Source organism: Clostridium sp. D33t1_170424_F3 (assembly GCF_015667585.1).
In the GTDB taxonomy this organism is placed as follows: domain Bacteria; phylum Bacillota; class Clostridia; order Oscillospirales; family Acutalibacteraceae; genus Anaeromassilibacillus.
The window spans coordinates 120,291-140,207 of sequence record NZ_JADPEG010000005.1 but is presented as its reverse complement, the minus strand read 5'-3'; the positions used below and the strand labels follow the sequence as shown (position 1 = coordinate 140,207).

The window sequence follows — 19,917 nt, the reverse complement described above, 5'->3', positions numbered from 1 at the left end:
CCCTTATGGCAGAACAGGGGACATAGTTCTTTCATACAACGCGTCCTGGGGATCTCGTCGTTTTTGAAAAAATGTAAAAAGACTTTGTTTCGATAACGCTTAATACTGAAAAAACCGCGGATGTATCAAATAGTTTGTGTCCATGTAAGACATTTCGCGTTCGGGCTGCAAGTTCAGGGATTGTTCACATGGCGGGCAGGGGGCGGTCACTTTTGCGCGATAGGATAGTGTTATAAAATGGGATGGGAGGAACTTTTTATGAAACTGCTCCTGGTGGAAGACGAAAAACCGCTGAGCGACGCGCTCTGTCAGATTCTCAGCAAAAAGCGGTGGGACGTCACCGCCGTTTATGATGGAGAACAGGGGCTGGACGAAGCGCTCACCGGCATTTACGATATGATTTTACTGGACATTATGCTGCCCAAACTGGACGGGCTTTCCGTTCTTCGCCAGCTGCGCGCCGCGTCGGTCTCCACACCGGTTCTGCTGCTGACGGCAAAGGGCGAGGTCGGCGACAAAGTCTTGGGTCTGGACAGTGGTGCGGACGATTACCTGGCAAAACCCTTTGCCACGGAGGAACTGCTCGCCCGTATCCGTGCCATGACGCGCCGCTATGGGGAAATCCTCCCGGACTCCATCCTGCGGGCGGGCGACCTCGCGCTGGACCTTTCCAACTACACGCTGGAACGCGATGGGCAATCCGTTCAGCTGACCAACAAAGAATTTGAAATTATGAAGCAGTTCTTCCTGCGCCTGCATGGTATTGTCAACAAAGAGGAGCTTTTGACCAAGCTGTGGGGCTTTGAAAACGCGGCGGCAGGCAATAATTTAGAGGTGTATATTTCTTTTTTGCGCAAAAAGATGGCCTATCTCGGCTCGCACATGCGCATCGCCTGCATCCGCAATGTGGGCTACCGATTGGAGGAACCGCCATGTTCCGCAAACTGAAATGGAAGCTGGTCCGCTTTAATATGGCCCTGCTCTCCCTGGTATTTGCAGCGATCTTCGCCGTAACGGCCGCTCTGATGATCGTCTCCAACCAGCGGCAGACGGACTTTATGCTGGACCGCGCTTTTCACATGCAGAACGGCCGCCGGGAACCGCCGCTCATGGGCGTCATTATGGTTCGCCAGAACATCTTCGGAGAACTGGAAATCCTCAGCATGCCGCCGGATATTTCTACGGAGCTGGTGGAGGAGGCCGCCGGTATCGCCGCCCAGTCCGCCGGGGAACGCGGGGACTTTACCATGGACGGGTACGTCTTTGCCTATGCCCGGCAGGACAACAGTTCCCGTATCGTCCTGCTGGATCAGACCAACCAGCGCACTTTCCTGCGCAACACGCTGCTGATTCTGTTGTGCGTCAGCGCCCTCAGCCTTCTGCTGCTGTTCGCTCTGAGCGTCCTGTTTGCCAACCGGACGGTCAAGCCCGTCCGGGATACCTTTGAGCGGCAGAAAAACTTTGTCGCGGACGCCTCTCACGAGCTCAAAACGCCGCTGGCAATTTTGAGCGCCAACCTTTCCGTCGTGGAAGGAAATACCGATGAAACCGTGCACGACCAGCTGCAATGGCTTTCCGCCATGCGGGTCCAGCTCGACCGCATGAGCGGGCTCGTCAACGACATGCTGACGCTGGCAAAGCTGGACCACGAGCAGGACGGCGAACCGCTCCGCACGCTGGACTTCAGCCGCCAGCTGACCGGCTGCCTGCTCTCGTTTGAGGCGGTCGCCTTTGAAAAAGAGGTGGAAATTCACTCTTATATTGAAGACGCCCTGACGGTTGCCGCCAACCCGGAAAAACTCTCCCGCCTGATTTATATCCTGCTGGACAACGCGGTTAAACACACCCCGCCGCGGGGCTGGATGGAAGTCCGCCTGTACCGGGAAAAGAACCATGCCGTCCTGCGCGTGGAAAACTCCGGTGAGGAGATTCCTGCGGAAGCCCTGCCCCACGTATTTGACCGCTTTTACCGCGCGGACAGCGCCCGCGCCCGGGAAACCGGGGGTTACGGCCTGGGTCTCGCTATTGCAAAGGCCATCGTGGAGGAAGCGCACGGAAAAATCCGCGCGGACAGCGGCGACGGACGCACGGTTTTTACCGCCGCTTTTCCGCTCGGCAGCACATAAAAAGCAAAAAAATCCCATTCGAAAGCTATAAAAGCTTCCGAATGGGATTTTTATATTGCAAAGTATTTATCCTGAAATCCATGAGACGCCGATCGCGTCCAGGCCGATATTGACGCCCAGGACCGGCCCCAGCGTGCCGCAGGTAATTGCCGCGTGCGGCAGCTTGGCGCGCACTTTTTCCAGCAGTGCCGGCGCCGCTGTGCTGCCCAACGACTGAATCAGCACCTCAGAGGCGTTCTCCGGCACCTGGTCCGCCAACGCCTGCATCTGCGCGCTGCGCCCGCGCGCGGTCCCGCCGGACACCAGCGCCCCCTCGTCCTTATCCAGGAGCAGGATGGGGCGGATATTCAGGATGGTATTGACCGATTGACGCACGACGCTGAGCCGCCCGCTGCGGCGCAGGGAATCCATACTGCTTACGGAGAAGGCCGTTCCCGTGCGTTTGCGCATCTGCTTGACGCTGTCTGCGATGTTTTTCAGAGAAACCCCGCAGCGCGCCAGCTTCGCCGCCTGCTTGAGCAGCAGCGTCAAACCGCCCGCTGTGGTGCGGGAATCCACCACCGCGATTTTCTGCGGCGAAACCGACAGCGCCGCGATGCTCGCGCTGCTGTATGCACCGCTCAGCCGTGAGGAAATCACCAGGCAGAGCGCCTCGTCCCCCCTGCCGACCACCTCCTGAAAAACTTTGGTAAAGTCCGAGACGGAAGCTTGCGCCGTCATCCCGTCGTTCTGCGCCAGCAGCGCTTCAAAATTACCGTTGCAGTCTGAAAAGCTCTCCAGATAGGACTTCCCGCCGATTGTATAATGCATCGGCACCAAACGGATGCCGAAAAGCTCCGCCTCCGCCCGCGTTATGCAGGCGGTGCTGTCTGTAATCAATGTAATCATAAACCGTCCGCCCCCATTCTGCGGAATCTGTTATAGCGCTTCTCCAACAGCTCTTCCATCGGAAGCTTGCCGTTGCGGACCAGCGTATCGTACAGATCCGCCTTCAGGATGCGGTACACCTCATCAAAATCGCCGCGGCCCTCCGGGATAATCTTTTCAATCACGCCGAAGCGCAGCAAATCCTCCGCCGTCATGTGCAGGCAGGCCGCCGCCTCCTTGACCTTGGCGCTGTCCTTCCAGAGGATGCTCGCGCAGCCCTCCGGCGAGATGACGGAATACACCGCGTTTTCCAGCATCCAGACTTCATCCGCCACAGCGAGCCCCAGCGCGCCGCCGCTGCCGCCCTCCCCGACAAACACGGAGAGAACCGGCGTTTTCAGCGTCATCATTTCCATCAGGTTTTCCGCAATGGCCTGCCCCTGCCCGCGCTCCTCCGCGGCGATGCCGCAGTACGCGCCGGCGGTATCCACAAAGCAAATCACCGGACGGTGGAACTTCTCCGCCAGCTTCATCTGGCGCAGCGCTTTGCGGTAGCCCTCCGGATGCGCCATGCCGAAGTTGCGGAACAGCTTCTCCTTGGTGTCGTGCCCGCGCTCCAGCGCGATCACCGTCACCGGCATGCCGTTGAGCCGCGCGATACCCGCCACAACGGCTTTATCGTCGCCGAAACGGCGGTCGCCGTGCATCTCCATGAAGTCGTCAAAGATATTGCGGATGAAATCTGTGCCGGTCGCACGGCCTTTCGCACGGGCCGCCTGTACTCTGTCAAACGCTTCCAATATCCGCACCTCCTTCCGGGGCCGCACTGTGCAGGGCCAGCAGCTTTGCCAGCGCATCCTTCTGCACGTTGCGTTTGACCACCTGGTCCACAAAGCCCTTTTCAAACAGGAATTCCGCGCGCTGGAAGCCCGCGGGGAGCTTCTGGCGGATGGTCTGCCGGATCACGCGCGGTCCGGCAAATCCGATCAGCGCGTCCGGCTCCGCCAGGATAATATCCGCCTCCATGGCGAAGCTGGCGGTCACGCCGCCGGTGGTCGGGTCCGTCAGCACCGCGATATACAGGTTGCCCGCGTCGCTGTGGCGCTTGACCGCGCCGCTCGTCTTGACCATCTGCATCAGAGAGAGCGTGCCCTCCTGCATGCGCGCGCCGCCGGAAACCGTAAAGCCCACCACGGGCAGGGAATGCGCCGTCGCGTACTCGAACAGGCGGGTGATCTTCTCCCCCACCACGGTGCCCATGCTGCCCATCATAAAATACGGCTCCATCACAAACAAACAACAGGGCGTTCCGCCGATGCGCGCCGTGCCGCAGACGACGCCCTCTTTCTCTGCGCTGTCCAGATAGGCGTGCTTGAGCTTCTTCTCATAGTTGGGAAAGTCAATGAGGTTGCGGGACCGCATCCCCGCGTCGCGCTCCGCAAAGGAGTCGTCGTCCGCCACCATGCTGATGCGCTGGCGCGCATTGACGCGGAAGTGGTGCCCGCACTTGGGGCAGATATGGAAGTGCTCGTTCAGCTCGCCCGTGAACAGCATCGCCTTGCAGCTCGGGCAGGCGATACACATCTCATTGGGGATATCCGGCGCCGGAGATTTTGCGTATTTATCGTACGATTCCAAATCGTTCTTCGGCTTCTTAAACATGTTTTTCGAAAGCATGCGTTATCCCCTCTTTTCCCGCAACTCCATGAAGTTGGTAAAGTAGTCGCCCGACCGAAACGCCGGGTCGCTTAAAATATCCATGTGCAGCTCCGTATTGTGGTCCACACCCTCCACAACCAGCTCACAGAGGGCCGCCTGCATCTTGCGGATAGCTTCCTCACGCGTGGGCGCGAAGACGACCAGCTTGCCGATCAGCGAATCATAAAACGGCGGCACGACGTAATCCTGGTACAGCGCCGTGTCGAACCGCACCCACGGTCCGCCCGGGATGTGCAGCAGAGAGATCTTCCCGCAGCTTGGGCGGAAATTAAGGTCCGGATTCTCCGCGTTGATGCGGCATTCGATGGCATGGCCGGACAATGCGATTTCCTCCTGCGTGAAGGCAAGCTGCATGCCGGACGCCACGCGGATCTGCCATTTGACCAGGTCGATGCCGGAAACCATCTCCGTCACGGGATGCTCCACCTGCAGGCGGGTATTCATCTCCATAAAATAGAAATTGCCGTCCCTGTCGTACAGGAACTCGATGGTTCCCACGCCGGTGTACTTTGCCGCCCTCGCCGCCTTGCAGGCTGCTTCCGTCATTTTGACGCGCGTCTCCTGCGAAATCGCCGGGGAGGGGCTTTCTTCTATCAGCTTCTGGTTCTTACGCTGTACGGAGCATTCGCGCTCGCCCAAAGCGACGACGTTGCCCTGCTGGTCGCACAGCAATTGCATTTCAATGTGCTTGGTGGGCGAAAGGTATTTTTCCAGATACACGCCGCCGTCGCCGAACGCCAGCAAAGCCTCCTGTGAAGCGGCGCGGAACGCCGTTTCAAATTCCTCCGGTTTCCGGACCAGGCGGATTCCCCTGCCGCCGCCGCCCGCCCGCGCCTTGACCAGCAGCGGGTAGCCGACGCGGTCGGCCTCCTGCTTCGCCTTTTCCGGGTCCTCCACCATATCGCAGCCGGGAATGACCGGCACGCCTGCGGCAATCATCGTTTTGCGGGCGGCGTCCTTGTCGCCCATCAGCGAGATGACTTCCGAAGACGGGCCGATAAACGTGATGTGGCATTCCTCACAGAGCGCGGCGAATTTCGCGTTTTCCGAGAGCAGGCCATAGCCCGGGTGGATTGCGCCCGCGCCCGTCGCCGCCGCCGCGGAAAGGATGGCCGTCATATTCAGGTAGCTGTCCTGCACCTGCGGGGAGCCGATGCAGATGCTCTCGTCCGCGAGGCTCACATGGAGTGCGTCGCGGTCCGCCTCTGAAAAGACTGCCACGGTCAGGATGCCCATCTCTTTGCAGGCGCGGATGATGCGCACAGCAATTTCCCCGCGATTGGCGATCAATATTTTTGAAAACAAGGATTCCACCTCTTACTCTTCAAATTCGTTCAGAGCCTCAGGTCACGGCAAAGGAAAGCTCCGCCTTGACCACCAGCGTGTCGTTTACAAAGCCCTCGCCCTGCGCAAAGTAAAAAGGGCCGCGGTGCTTGACCGTGCTGCAGCGGAACACAACGGTGTCCCCCGGCTTGACCTGCCCTTTAAAACGCACCTTATCCAGCCCGCCGAAGAGCGGCGTGTGGCCCTTGACTTCCTCCGCAAAGAGCACGCAGCAGGTCTGCGCCATCATCTCGCACTGGATTACGCCCGGCACCACGGGGTTCCCCGGAAAATGGCCCTGTAAGAACCACTCGTCGCCGCGCACGGTATATTTTCCCTCCGCCAGGTTTTCACCGGTCAACGAAGCCTCGTCAAGCAGCATCATCGGCTCCCGGTGGGGGATAATCTGTTTCAATTCCTCTTTTGTCATGTGTAACGCCCCTCTTCTTCCCTGCCAATTAAAATATCTTGTAAAGCACCTGGCCGTATTCCACCAGCTGCCCGTTTTCCACACAAACGTCCACGATCTCGCCGTCCGCATCGGCTGTGATCTCGTTCAGCAGCTTCATCGCCTCCACCACGCAGAGCACATCGCCCTTTTTGACCTTGCTGCCCACCTTGACGAACGGCTCCGCCTCCGGGGAGGGCGCTTCATAAAACACGCCCACCATGGGGGATTTGATCTCCTTGAGGCTGTTAAAATCCACCGGGGCCGCGTCCTGCGCCGGAATTGCCTGCGGAGCCGATGCGGGAACCGCTGCCGGAACCGGAAGCGTCGGCGATGCCGCACAGGCGGTTTCCAATCGGATGCAGTCTTCCCCCTCCTTGATTTCAATCAAGCCGAGGCCGCTTTCCTGCATGATCTGGGCCAACTCTCTGATTTCCTCTATTTTCATGGGGACGCCTCCTTAACCGTTGTACTTTTTGAAGGCCAGGCAGGCATTGTGGCCGCCAAAGCCCAGATTGGTGGAAAGCGCGTAATCCAGTTCGACCCTGCGCGCTGTATTCGGCACATAGTCGAGATCACACTCCGGGTCCGCCTCCTGATAATGGATCGTCGGCGGTACGACGCCGTTCCGCAGCGCGAGCGTACAGACGATCGCTTCCAGCGCGCCTGTCGCGCCCAGCATATGGCCCGTCATGGACTTTGTGGAGCTGATCGGCGTCTGTCTGGCGCGTTCCTCGCCCAGCGCCTTTTTGAACGCCAGCGTCTCCGTCTTATCGTTGAGCGGCGTGCTGGTGCCATGCGCGTTGATGTACAGCTTTGCGTCCTCCGGAATTCCGGCCTCCTGCATGGCCTGCTTGACCGCGTTGGCAGGGCCGACGGCCTCCGGGTGCGGCGCGGTGACGTGGTGCGCGTCGTTCGTGTTGCCGTAACCGCAGACCTCCGCGTAAATCTTTGCGCCGCGCTGGACGGCGCGCTCGTATTCCTCCAGAATCAGAACCGCGCTGCCCTCGCCCATGACAAAGCCGCTGCGGCGCTTGTCAAACGGCATGGAGGCGTTTTCCGGATCGTTTGTGGTACAGAGCGCCATGCAGTTGGCAAAGCCCGCGATAGCCATCTCATTGATGGTGGCTTCCGCGCCGCCCGCGATCATTGCATCCGCATAGCCGTGCTTGATGGCGCGGAACGCTTCGCCCACCGCGTTGGCGGAGGTGGCGCAAGCGGTCACGACGCACATGGACGGGCCCTGCGCGTTGTGCTTGATGGCGATGTTGCCGGACGCGATGTTGGTGATCATCTTGGTGATAAAGAACGGGGAAACGCCCTTCGGCCCCTTGTTCAGCAGCTTGGTGACCTCTTCCACAAAGGTGTCCATACCGCCCACGCCGGAGCCGACGTAGACGCCCAAACGCTCCGGATCCACCGTGCCTGCAATCCCGCTGTCCTGCATCGCCTGATCGGCGGCGGCCAGCGCGTATTGTGTAAACAGGTCCGTTTTGCGCACCTGCGGTTTTTCCATGTAGAGCAGCGGGTTAAACTCTTTTACCTCCGCCGCGATGCTGACCTTGCTGTTTGTGGTGTCGAATTTGGTGATGGGACCGATGCCATTTTTTCCGGCGACCGCGTTTTCCCAAAAGGTGGGTGCGTCGTTGCCGATCGGCGTCACCGCGCCCAGTCCCGTAATGACGACTCTTCTTTCCATTTTACTGCCTCCCATTCTTTACATGCCCAGGCCGCCGTCCACCCGGATCACTTCACCCGTGATGTAGGAGGCGCCTTCATCCGCGAGGAACAACGCCAGATTGGCCACATCCTCGGGTTTTCCCATATGCCGCAGCGGAATGGATTCCACAGCGGCTTCCTTAACCTTATCGCTCAGCTTGTCGGTCATGTCCGTTTCAATAAAGCCCGGCGCAATCGCGTTGCAGGTGATGCCGCGCCCGCCCAGCTCCTTTGCAACCGCTTTGGTCAGGCCGACCATGCCCGCCTTTGCGGAGGAATAGTTCGCCTGCCCCGCGTTGCCCATCAGGCCGGAAACCGACGTGATGTTGATGATCCTGCCGCATCTGCGCCGGAGGAAATGCCCGTAGCAGTGCTTAATCATGTGGAACGCGCCCTTGAGGTTTGTATCGATGACCGCGTCAAAATCCGCTTCCTTCATGGAGCGGATCGTGCTGTCCCGCGTGATCCCCGCGTTATTGACCAGAATATCGATCTGTCCAAAGTCGGCCAGAATCTGGTCGACGGCTGCCTTTGTCGCCTCATAGTCGGAGACGTCGCAGCGGTATGCCTTTGCCGTGACGCCGGTTTCCGCCAGCAGGGCGCAGGTTTCGTCGGCGGCCGCCTCGTTTCCGGCGTATAAAATTGCAATGTTCGCGCCGTTTTCCGCCAGCTTTCTGGCGATGGCCCTGCCCAGCCCGCGGGAACCGCCGGTGACGACGGCTGTCTGATTGGTCAGCAAAAAAATTCCTCCCTTATTGTTTCAGCTGTTCCACCGCCGCGCGCAGCGTCTCCGCGTCTTCTACGCGGCAGACCGTTGCCTTGGGCAGCGTTTTCTTCACAAGGCCGCTCAGCGTCTTGCCGGGGCCGACTTCTACAAAAGCGGTAAACCCTTCCGCGTCCAGTTTGCGCAGGATCGCCTGCCACGGCACCGGATGGTTTACCTGTCTGGCAATATTTTCTTTAATCCCGGCTTCCTCCGCCGGGTAGTGGGAGGCCGTATAGTTGGCGTACAGCGGAAGTTCCGGCGCGTGAACAGGAACCTGCCGCAGCTCCTCCGCCATCCGGTCCGCCGCGGTATCCATAAACGGGGAGTGGAACGCACCGCTCACCGCAAGAGGCACCGCGCGGCCGCCCGCCGCCTGCACGTCCCTGCACAGGGCGTCCAGCTCCGTCTTTTCACCCGCCACAGAAACCTGGCCGGGGCAATTGTAGTTGACCGGGTACACATTCTGGTGCGCGCGGCAGAGTTCCTCCACCTGTTCGTCGCTCAGCTTGAGTACCGCCGCCATCCCGCCGCCGGTCTGCTGCGTCGCCTCTTCCATAAAGGCGGCGCGCTTGCATACCAGCTGGAAGCCGTCCTCCGGTGTCAGCACACCGGAAAAGGTCAGCGCCGCGACCTCTCCCAGGGAAAAGCCTGCAACCGCGTCCGGGGCGATCCCCTGCTCCTTCAGCGCTTCCGCCGCCGCCAGATCCACACAGTAGACGCAGGGCTGCGTATTCTTCGTCAGGGACAGCTCTTCTTTTGTGCCGGCAAAACACTGCTCCGCCGTGCCGGGGCGCATGCGGTCCGCCAGATCAAAGACGGCTTTTGCAGCGGGGCTCGCCTCACAGAGCGATTGTCCCATCCCCGGATACTGCGCGCCCTGCCCGCTGAACAAAAAGGCTATTTTACCCATTTGGCCGCACCTCCCAGAACTTCCTCTGCCTGTGCAAACAGCTCTGTGACGATTTCTTCCGCCGTCTGCTCCTTTGTGACCATCGCGGCCACCTGTCCCGCCAGGAAGGAACCGCCCTGTACATCTCCATCGCGCGCCGCCTTGCGCAGCGCGCCCGCGCCGAACTGCTCAATCTCCTCGTTGGAAATGCTGGAGTCGTACTCCATGCGCGCAAATTCACGGGTAAACGGCGTTTTCAGCGCGCGCACCGGGTGGCCCAAACGGCGGCCCGTGCTGATCGTATCAATGTCCTTTGCCTTGAGGATTTTCTCCTTATAAACAGGGCTGATGGTGCATTCCTTCGCCACCAGAAAGCGCGTGCCAATCTGCACGCCCGCTGCGCCGAGCATGAACGCGGCCGCTACCTGACGTCCGTCCGCAATGCCGCCCGCCGCGATCACCGGAATCTTCACCGCGTCGCAGACCTGCGGCACCAGCGCCATCGTCGTCAGCTCGCCGATATGGCCGCCGCTCTCGCCGCCCTCCGCGATGACCGCCGTTGCGCCGCGCTTTTCCACCAGCTTGGCGATGCCGATGGAGGGAACGACTGGGATCACCTTGATGCTCGCTTCAATCCACGCCGCCATATATTTGCCGGGGTTGCCCGCGCCGGTCGTCAGAACCGGAACCTGTTCTTCCACAACAACGCGCGCCACCTCCTCCACAAAGGGGCTCATCAGCATCACATTGACGCCGAAGGGCTTGCCGGTCAGCTCCTTGCATTTGCGGATTTCCGCGCGGAGCTGTTCACCGTTGGAATTCATACCCGCGATGATTCCCAGCCCGCCCGCATTGGAAACGGCGGAGGCCAGGCTGGCGTCCGCCACCCATGCCATGCCGCCCTGTAAAATGGGATATTCGATCCCCAGCAGCTCACAAATCGGTGTCTTGATCATTTCTGAAAAACTCCCTTCTATCTTAAAACGATTTCCCTTTATTTTCTCGCTGTCTTTGCCGTCCATTCGATCACACAGGCGCCGGTGGTCAATCCCCCGCCAAACGCGGAGAGTACCAGAACGTCGCCCGGCCGGAAGGCACCCTTGCGGTTCATCTCATCCATCAGAATCGCCACACCCGCGCCCGAGGTATTGCCGTACCGGCTGATATTGACGCAGAAGCGCTCCGGCGGAATCTGCAATTTTTTCTTTGCCGTCTCAATGATGCGCAGGTTCGCCTGATGCGGCAGCACATAGTCCACATCCGCCTCCGTCAAACCCGCATCCTCCAGAACGGCGCGCACATCGGTGCACATGGCGTTCACCGCAAACTTATAGACCTCCTGCCCGTCCATAAACAGAAACGATTCCTCCGCTTCCGTCCGGTCAAACGGGGAATTCCCCCGCACGTGCGGGATGCGCAGGGCGTCGGTATTGCCGTCCGTCGTGATGCGGATGGAACGCAGCCCTTCGCCTTCGCCCAGAACCGCCGCGCCCGCGCCGTCGCCAAAGAGCACGCAGGTACTGCGGTCCTCCCAGTCCAGCAGCTTGGACATCTCCTCCGCGGCGATCACCAGCACCTTTTTGACCCGATCGCGCGCGAAATAACCGTCCGCCACATCCAGCGCGTAAACAAAACCGGAGCACGCGCCGTTGATATCGAACGCGGGACAGGTGGCGCCCAGCATTTTCTGCACCACACAGGCCAGCGCGGGCGTAATATAATCGCCGCGCACCGTGGCGCAAACGATCAAATCCAGTTCTTCCGCGCAGACACCGGCATTTTCCATTGCCCTGCGGCCCGCTTCCGCCGCAAGGTCCGCCAGCGTCTCCGTTGTGCAGACAAACCGGCTTTTAATCCCCGTCCGGGTGGAAATCCATTCGTCCGACGTGTCCAGAAATGCGGAAAGGTCGTCGTTTGTCTGTGTGCACGCGGGGTGCGCGCTGCCGGTTCCTAGGATTTGAAAGCTCATATCGGGCACCATACTTTCTATGTTATAGACTCGTTTATCCTGAAAAAAGGAAAGCTGAAAAATACTTCAATTTTTTTAATTATATTGCAAATCCAATTTTTGTCAAGCGGAAATTATTTCTCTCTGAGACACCAAAACATCCCTCTGCCATCACAAAAACACACAATCTTTCTATATCATGCAAAAATCCTTTTCGCCCCGTTTCCTTTTTAAGCAATGTCACGACAGCCTTGCTAATTTTAATTCTTTATAAATACCATAAATGTACACCTGCAAAAGTTTACAAAAATGAAATCTCTGCCTGTTTTTACAGAACAGAGGAACCCCCAGCCCTGACCGGACCGGGGGTTCCTCTGTTTTTTGATGGGGATTTTACTGGTTCAATTGGCTTTCATTGATCAGCCAATCGTTCCCATACAGGTTTTTAGCCGATTGTCACTGTGCAGTGCTGCTGCGCAGGCTGGCCTGTCAGGGTCGTATACACGCCCGTGCTCTGGCCCGGTGTGCCGACTGCCCATACTCTGTAATAGTAATCGTTGCCGATCTTCGCGACAAACTGGGTCTTGAGCACGCTGCCGTTGCCGACGGTGAAACTCGGGACCAGATTGTTGCCGTTAACAACGGTCATCTTGAAGCAATACGCGCTGCCTCTCTTCAGGGTGAAGTTGACAGTCGTATCGGATACGACGGTCGCCTTACCAAGGATGGCCTGCGCTGCGCCGACAACCGCAGTTCCTTCGTTGCCATAGCTGTTACCAGCCTTGGCGGAACTGCTGCTGGAAGAAGAGCCCTTGTGGGAGTTGGAGCCGGTATTACCGGTATCCGGCGTCTTGTCAACCTGCACCAGGCCGTTTCTTGCTGTTGCCAGCGTATTCGCCGCGCCGTTTACGTCTTCCTCCGTCGCATTCAGGTCGTTCAGAACCGTCAACGCCACGTTGTAAGCCGCTCTATACGCTGCATAGCTCGCCGGGGTGTACTCGTCTTCGTCGATATCCTTGTCGCCGTCGATCAGATCCTGCAGATAGCTCTTATCCGGGATCAGACGCAGGTTCATGATCGCAACGATCAGGCGTTTGACCATCTTGTCCAGTTCGGTCTGTGTCGGCTCTTCCTTCGCCAGAAGCGCTTCCGCTTCTTCGATCAGAGCCTCAAAGCCCACCTGGCTGTCCGGGGTATATTGGCTCAGGTCATAGCCCTTCGCCTCTTCGATCCGCGCTTCCAGCTCGCCCTTGTCCGCCGGAGTCTCCAGCGCTTCAAATGCATCGGTCAGAGCCTTTGCCGCATCGTCGACATCCTGCACCAGCGCGTTGTCGTCTTCATAGACTTCCTGTGCTGCCGCCAAAGCTTCCGCATACTTCGCCCAGCTTGCCGCGGTGAAGTTTTCTTCTCTCAACGGCTCGTAGGTCTTGAAGAGCAGCTCCAGCTTGGTCTTGTCGCCCTTTTCAAAGGCCAGATAGTTCATTGCCTTCGACATGGCGACGGTCGCTGCGTCTACTTCGTCCTGCAGAGCGGTTTCGTCCGCTTCCACTTTCACAACTGCCTGATAGGCCGCATCAAACTTGTCTTTTGCCCACGGGATCAGATTCTTGTACGCCTCGGTCTCCATCGCCTCTTCCGCGCTTGCGATCGCATTGCGCAGCAGGGTCTTCCAAACCACGACGGAGGTGAATTTCACGGTCGTCGCTGCATTCGGCATGGTCAGGTCATAATAAGCAACCGTTCTGTCGCCGTCCTTGAAGGAGGCTTCCTGCGCCGTGCCATTGACATCCAGAGCCGCCGTAACGAACTCTCTGTCCTCGTCCTGATGGGTAAAGGTCAGGCTGAGGGTATCCTCTGCCATGACGTTCTTCTGGGTGTAAACGCCGGCTTTGTCGGCCAGCTCCTGGGATTCGCCGTTCACGGTCAGCGCAATCTTCGAACCGTACTCGACGCGCAGGTCATGCGGACCCGGCACATAGTTGTCCAGACCGTCGATTGCCGCCTGGAGGACATCCAGAGCATTCATCAATTCCGCGTCGGTTGCCTCTGCATTGCCCAGAACGGTGCCTGCCGCCGCATACGCTTCTTCAAATGCATTCCAGGTATCGTCCGTGTAGTCGCCCTGGCCCGCACTCTTAATCGCAGTCGCTTCCTCATACAGCGCTTCCAGTTTCTCATGCGGGGTCTTTTCCGGAGCCGCAACAACCGTTGCATAGGTCTTTGCGGACATGCCTTCCACGCCGTTGATATTGGTCGCCATCACGCGGATTCTGGTTCCAACCGGAACCGCTTCCGTCACAGCAACGGTCGCTTTGCCCGCATCCTCCGCATTCGGAGTGATAGTTGCGCCTTCGATTTCACGGCCGAAGGAATCCACGATGGACCACTCTGCCGCAGTTACTTCATAAGTGTCGTCCCATACAAGGCCTTCCATAGCCGCCTTCAGCATGTTGTAAGCCGCCTCGACGACTTCTTCCGGCGCCTCAAACGGGAAGTCCAGAACGGTGCTCGCAACGTTGATCGCCGCCTTAAAGATCGCCACGCTGGACTCGGTGTAGATGCTGGTGTCGATTGCCTCAGCCTGCTGCAACAATGCCTTCAGATCATCGATTGTCGCCGCCGCATACGCGCCGGCTGCCTTTGCCCTCGCGGTGGGAGCAGCCTTCACAATGGTGAATTCCCTGCTGCCGCCGGAAATGATCTGCGCATCCTTCGGGGAAATGGCTACATCACTGTCTTCGATCACCGGAGCGTCAACATAGTCGATGTCGGAATAATTCAGCCACATGACAACATTCTCATTGTTCGGAGTGATTGCCGGCTGTTCCGCTTCGCCTACGTCGTAAGCGCCCTGCGCGTTCAGCTCTTCCACTGTCAGCGCTTTGTTATATACACGGGTATTCGCAAAGGTGTTGCTGTTGGTTCTCCCGGTTTCGGGGTCATAGCCGATATGGAACTTGGTTGTGCTGGCTTTCAGACCCTTGCCGGAGGTATCGGAAACTTCTGCAATAATTTTGTCGTTCATATAGACATACAATTTGCTTCCGTCAAAGATACCCGCCAAATGGATCCACTTTCCAAGAGTTTCGGTCTTCGGCACCTGCGCCTCAATGGAATCCCAGGCGTTGTTGCCGTTTTTAATAAAGAAGTCGATAGAGGAATCGGTGGAACTCTTGCCGTTTCTAATGCGGAAACCGAAGTTGCTGTCGCCCTTGCCCATGAACATATCATAATCCTGGGTATTGTTGGACGGTTTTACCCATGTTTCCACAGTGAAGGGATTCTTGCCGACAAAGAGCTCGTCAAACACGTCCGCGCCATCTGTGCCCTTGTCGTTCGGAATTGCCATCCAGCCGGTCAAGCCTACGTTAAACTTGCCGTCCATGACAAGCTTTGCATTGCTGCCCAGAACCGGATCCATCTTATTGCTGCTCAGGTCTGTGACATTGTTGGGAGCAGTGCCCTTGAACGCCATAACGTCTTCCAGAGCTTTTTCCAATTTTGCATAATTGGTAACCAGCGCCTTCTGGGTATCGGTCAGGTTTTCATAGCTTTCCTGGATCGCTTCCAGTTCCGCCTTCTGTGCATAATCGAAGACATAGATGGAATCAATCGCGGTCTGTACGGCTTCCGCCTGCTGCTTGTCAAACGCATCCTGATCAAAGCTTGCAAAAGCTCTGTACGGTTTGCTCAGTTCCATCGGGTCCGCTGTCGCAGCGTCAAACGGAACGATGGTGTACTCGAAGGAATACGCCTTGTTGTTCGGAATCTTGTATTCATCCAGCGTATCCGGTCCGCAGCTGCGGTTGCCGATGCCGCGGGAAATCAGATCGATGTTGACATAGGTTTCCTTGTTCGGCGCTTTCAGCTGATACGGATGCTTGGCAGCGTCCAGTTCGTCGATGCTGAAGTGCAGCGCGCTGGTTTCCAAATCCTGCTTGCCAGCAACCAGGATGCCGGTCGCCTTATCCGCGCCGGTCAGCGTCATCCACTTTGTGCCGTTCTGCGTGCCGGTTTCCTGGGTCTCCAGATAGGGATAGAAGGAATCGGTCACGGTGTTGGTGTACAGGCCGGTCATCGCATAGGAACCGCGGTCCCAATAGCACTCGGTCGGTCCGTTGCCGTAACGGGTGATGTCCTCATAGCCTTCCGGCAGAACCATATTGGAACCGACCTTCATGATCTGGCCCATGCTGGTGCCGGTTGCATCCAGTGTAAAGCTCATGGTAACCGCGCCGGAACCGTCGATGGTGTAAACAACGGTTTCCTTGGCATTGGCTGCATTCGTCAGCGTCAGATTGGTGGTAATCACGGTTCTGCCGTCTTCCGCTTTTGCAACGGTAATGCCATCTTCGTCTACCGTAATGTTCTTGTTGGCGTTCTTCCAGTTGTTATCGACGTCGCCGCCGTCGTTGTTGATCTTTGCTCTCCAGAAGTTCGGCGCCGGGCCGTCCAGGATGACGGTCTCGTTGTTATAAACATACTCGGACATCGCGCCGGAGGCCTTATCCAGCTTGAAGCTGAAGTTTTCGCCGGAAACCAGCACGTAGTCTGCATCGCTCTCTGTGTCTACCGTTACAGCGGTGTTGACAGTGATCGGAGCAACCGCCGGTACGGAAGCCGGAACCGCAAACTGCTCATGCGCAATTTCGTGTCCTGCATCCGCCCAAAGGGTGTCTTCCTTGAGCAGTACGTTGATGTTCAGGTAGTACTCCGCACCTGCCGGGCGGTCCGCCGCTGCGGGCATGGTGAACGGAATGACCAGGGTCTTTGTCTGCTTCGGCGCAACGTCCGCATCCGCCAGGATGCCTTCGTCGATCACTTTGCCGTCTTCCAGCAGTTCCCACTTGACGTCGTACTCATTCAGGTTGGTGAAGTTGCTTTCGTTGTAGACACTGATCTTACGGTTTGCGATTTCATTTTCAGAAGCGGTCATCCAGTAGTTCTGGTACTGGTACTTGACTTCATACAGCTCCGGCTGCGGATCTCTGTCCGGAGATACCAGGCCGTTGACGCAGAAGTTTCCGCTGTTGTTCTTGTCGCCCCAATCGCCGCCGTAACCGAAGAATCTGCCGTCCATTTCCTCATCATAGAGGTCCTGTTTCGCATAATCTTCCGCATAGTAATCCCAATAGACGCCTTCCTGCTTGGTCAGGCCCTTGGAATAATCCAGCCATACGAGAACGCTCTCGTCGTCCGGTCCGATAGCCGGCGTCGCGCTCATCTGCGCCTTCAGCTCGTCCGCGGACAGAGCCTTGGTGTAAACGCGGCCAATGGAGATTTCACCGTCCACGCTGCGGTTGTTCTCTTCATCACGGCCGATGCCGAGCGGATAGCTGTTGGGCCGGATATCATATTTGCCGTTTGCGCTGCCCTTCAACTCGCCGTCAATGTAGAGACGCAATGTGCTGCCATCATAGGTACCGGCGACCTGGTGCCATTTGCCAACCCAATCGCTTGGCAAATTGCAGGTTGCAGAATACCAGTTGCCGTTGTAAACGAAGAATTCAAGGCCGTCGCCGTTGCTCTGTGTCTTCAGCGCAACCTGGGTATCGCCCTTGGCAATCAGGACACTGTTGCGCGCGGTGGAGTTCGGCTTTACCATAACTTCAAAGGTGAAGTTCTTGCCTTCTCCGGACAGCGCTGCGTTATAAGCGCTCATGTTTGCGTCGTCCAATACCGCATAGCCGTTGTAGGACTTACCGGTCAGGGACTCTGCCGCCGCGTCGATCAGTTCCGTGGAACCATGCGCGGTTGCCGTTGCGCCAAGAGAGCTCAGTTCCTGAATGCTGCTCTGCGCCGGCAGAGAATCCAGATCGATGTAGCGGGACTGATCAACCCAGTCCCAGATGAAGCCGCCAAGCATATTGTCGGAGCTGCGGATCGCGTCCCAGTACTCCTTGATATTGCCGACTGCGTTGCCCATCGCGTGGTCGTATTCGCACATGACATAAGGCATTTTGCCTTTGCCCGCGTAGCCCCATATGGTGCCGACGGTCGGATACATGTTGCTGCCCATGTCGGTGCCGCAATCCTGGTTCAGGCCTTCCGCATGGACCGGGCGGGTCTTGTCGCGGTCTTTGAAATACCAAACCATTTTTCCGAAGATGTTATCACCGCCGTGACGGTCATAGCTCATCTCGTTGCCGATGGACCACGCCACAATCGCCGTATTGTTTTTGAGCGTTTGATAGGCGGTGACGGTTCTGTCCATGTACAACTTGCCGTAATAGTTGTTGATGTTGTCATTCTGGCCCATGATGGCATGGCACTCTGCGTTGGTTTCGCCCATCATATACAGGCCGTACTTGTCGCAGAGGTAGTACAGATACTCATCATTGGCATAGTGGGACGTACGGATGGCGTTCAGGTTCCATTCCTTCATGGTCTTGACGTCTTCCTCATAGACTTCCTTCGGCACATATTTACCGTAGATCGGATCTGTGTCATGACGGTTAGTGCCCTTAAACAGGAGCGGCTGGCCGTTGATCGTGGTCGGCTCAAACGAATTTGTCGTGCGGTTATAGTTTTCGTCTACTTCCGTACGGGTGAACTCGATCTCACGGAAGCCGAGCTGCTGGGAGATACTCTCAAAATGGCGGCCTGTCGTCTTGTCATACAGGGTCATAACGAGGGTGTAGAGGTTCGGGTCCTCCGCGGACCAGAGCTCCGGGCTCTCCACCAGCTTGCTGGCGTCCATTGTCACTTCACCGCCGACAGCGATATCGCTCACGTTGAAGCGCATCGGATCGTTTGCAAAAACGTTGCTGCCGTCCGCATCGAACAACTGCACGTCGATCGCATAATTGGCAATCGCCTGCTCGCTGTAGTTCTTGACGGAGGTGCTCAGTTCGAGCTGCGCGTTGGTGTAAGTCTCGTCCAGATCGGTGATGACGCGATAGTCGTTGATGTGTACAAGCGGCGTGGAGTACAGGTACACGTCTCTGAAGATACCGCCGTCATAGATCATATCCTGGTCTTCCATCCAGGTGCCGTCGCTGAACTTATGTACTTCCACTGCAAGGGTATTCACCTGGCCCTGGGGGTTCAGGTAATCGGTGATGTCGAAATCATGGGGACGATAGCTGTCCTCACTGTAGCCGACTTCCTTGCCGTTAACGTAAACATAGTATGCGGACTCAACGCCCTGGAAAGAAATCAGCACGCGGCCGTTGTCCTGCATGAGGGTATCGTCCACTACAAAGTCTCTGCGATAGAAGCCTACCGGGTTGTACTGCACCGGTGCGTTCGGCTGGGAAACGCTCTCACCCTGCCAAGGCATCTGTGTGTTGGTATAAATGGAGTAGTCCCAATCGCCGCAGTCCTCGTAACGGGTCCAGCTGCGCGGTACGTCGACGGTATACCAGCCGTCTTCCTTGCTTGCTTCGTACTCCGGGTTCATAAACCCGTCGTCCAGATACTTCTGGCCCTTTTCGGCATTGGAAACCACGACGAGCTCCCAATCCTTCTGTCCGATGCCGGACAGCATCTGCACGTAGTTGGAATCTTCCTTCTTGTAGTCCACAGCGCCGACGACGGCCTTTTCTACGGACTCATACGGGATGGTTCCCGTTGCATGGGCGGGTTCGCGGTTGATGCCATAGATGTCGCAGGCCCGAACTGTTTCCTTGGTGATTGGGTCTGTGTAGTTTCTTCCGGTGTACTCCATACGCGGATTCGCGAATTTCTGAGTATCCGGAGCCATGGCTGATGCCGCCCTGGTCAGTTGAGGCCACGCGGCGCCGTCTTTCCAGGCGCCTCCATCGCTTCCGTTATCGACTGCAAATGCGGGCTGAATGCCCACGCTGACGGTCATAACGGCCGCGAGGAGAATGGAAATGAGCTTCTTGGATTTCATACACTTCTCTCCCCATCTTTAAAAATAATATTAATAAAGAGCGCCCAAACGCGACAAAAGGCCTGTCCGAAAGAAATCCTTAACCCCACGCACTTCTTACGGTCAGCCTTTCATGCATTTCCGGCATCTCCTTATTTACACCATCAACAGTTTCACAAGCCGAATTTTCAGCGGACGATTTAGCTATTTTTACAGTTTTGTTCCGTCCGTTTTTATGCAGTTCTACTGTGTATCTCATTATAGCAAATAACCCG

The 19,917-nt window shown here is 57.4% G+C and carries 14 protein-coding genes; 2 read left to right on the top strand and 12 right to left on the bottom strand.

Annotated features, from left to right (window positions below; all coding sequences use genetic code 11):
* Window positions 1-258: 258 nt before the first annotated feature.
* Both I4V53_RS04850 and I4V53_RS04845 read left to right on the top strand, forming a co-directional pair.
* Entirely contained in the window at window positions 259-948 is a 690-nt protein-coding gene (locus tag I4V53_RS04850) for a response regulator transcription factor (protein WP_195984257.1), read from the top strand.
* Window positions 933-2,126 carry a sensor histidine kinase gene (locus I4V53_RS04845; RefSeq protein ID WP_195984256.1) on the top strand — a complete coding sequence of 398 codons (1,194 nt, stop codon included), beginning with the start codon at window positions 933-935 and terminating at the stop codon, window positions 2,124-2,126. The genes I4V53_RS04850 and I4V53_RS04845 overlap by 16 nt, the downstream gene beginning before the upstream one ends.
* 66 nt (window positions 2,127-2,192) lie before the next feature.
* Here the strand turns inward: I4V53_RS04845 and I4V53_RS04840 are convergent, their stop codons facing one another.
* From I4V53_RS04840 to I4V53_RS04785, 12 genes are all read right to left on the bottom strand, one after another.
* A complete protein-coding gene (locus I4V53_RS04840; protein WP_195984255.1) occupies window positions 2,193-3,014 on the bottom strand; it encodes a DegV family protein in 822 nt (273 codons plus the stop codon).
* Window positions 3,011-3,793 (bottom strand): acetyl-CoA carboxylase carboxyltransferase subunit alpha, encoded by a 783-nt coding sequence (locus tag I4V53_RS04835; protein WP_195984254.1) that lies wholly within the window; start codon window positions 3,791-3,793, stop codon window positions 3,011-3,013. Before I4V53_RS04835 ends, I4V53_RS04840 begins: the two co-directional genes overlap by 4 nt.
* Window positions 3,780-4,670: an acetyl-CoA carboxylase, carboxyltransferase subunit beta gene (gene accD, locus I4V53_RS04830; RefSeq protein WP_195984253.1), complete on the bottom strand. Its 891-nt coding sequence runs from the start codon at window positions 4,668-4,670 to the stop codon at window positions 3,780-3,782. Before accD ends, I4V53_RS04835 begins: the two co-directional genes overlap by 14 nt.
* A gap of 3 nt (window positions 4,671-4,673) precedes the next feature.
* Window positions 4,674-6,017, bottom strand: coding sequence for an acetyl-CoA carboxylase biotin carboxylase subunit (accC, locus tag I4V53_RS04825; RefSeq protein WP_195984252.1), 1,344 nt, complete (start codon window positions 6,015-6,017; stop codon window positions 4,674-4,676).
* Between the two features lie 37 nt (window positions 6,018-6,054).
* Window positions 6,055-6,465: a 3-hydroxyacyl-ACP dehydratase FabZ family protein gene (locus I4V53_RS04820; protein WP_195984251.1), complete on the bottom strand. Its 411-nt coding sequence runs from the start codon at window positions 6,463-6,465 to the stop codon at window positions 6,055-6,057.
* Window positions 6,466-6,493: 28 nt separating this feature from the next.
* Window positions 6,494-6,931: an acetyl-CoA carboxylase biotin carboxyl carrier protein gene (gene accB / locus I4V53_RS04815; RefSeq protein WP_195984250.1), complete on the bottom strand. Its 438-nt coding sequence runs from the start codon at window positions 6,929-6,931 to the stop codon at window positions 6,494-6,496.
* A gap of 12 nt (window positions 6,932-6,943) precedes the next feature.
* On the bottom strand, window positions 6,944-8,182 hold the full coding sequence (gene fabF, locus I4V53_RS04810) for a beta-ketoacyl-ACP synthase II (protein WP_195984249.1): 1,239 nt from the start codon (window positions 8,180-8,182) through the stop codon (window positions 6,944-6,946).
* A gap of 18 nt (window positions 8,183-8,200) precedes the next feature.
* Entirely contained in the window at window positions 8,201-8,941 is a 741-nt protein-coding gene (gene fabG, locus I4V53_RS04805) for a 3-oxoacyl-[acyl-carrier-protein] reductase (RefSeq protein WP_195984248.1), read from the bottom strand.
* Window positions 8,942-8,954: 13 nt separating this feature from the next.
* The gene (fabD, locus tag I4V53_RS04800; protein WP_195984247.1) at window positions 8,955-9,878 is read right to left on the bottom strand and encodes an ACP S-malonyltransferase; all 924 of its coding nucleotides are present in this window, start codon (window positions 9,876-9,878) and stop codon (window positions 8,955-8,957) included.
* On the bottom strand, window positions 9,866-10,813 hold the full coding sequence (gene fabK / locus I4V53_RS04795; protein ID WP_195984246.1) for an enoyl-[acyl-carrier-protein] reductase FabK: 948 nt from the start codon (window positions 10,811-10,813) through the stop codon (window positions 9,866-9,868). Before fabK ends, fabD begins: the two co-directional genes overlap by 13 nt.
* A 38-nt stretch (window positions 10,814-10,851) precedes the next feature.
* Window positions 10,852-11,826, bottom strand: a complete 975-nt coding sequence (locus I4V53_RS04790) for a beta-ketoacyl-ACP synthase III (protein ID WP_195984245.1) — start codon at window positions 11,824-11,826, stop codon at window positions 10,852-10,854.
* Between the two features lie 424 nt (window positions 11,827-12,250).
* A complete protein-coding gene (locus I4V53_RS04785) occupies window positions 12,251-19,663 on the bottom strand; it encodes a glycoside hydrolase family 2 TIM barrel-domain containing protein (RefSeq protein WP_195984244.1) in 7,413 nt (2,470 codons plus the stop codon).
* Window positions 19,664-19,917 lie beyond the last annotated feature (254 nt).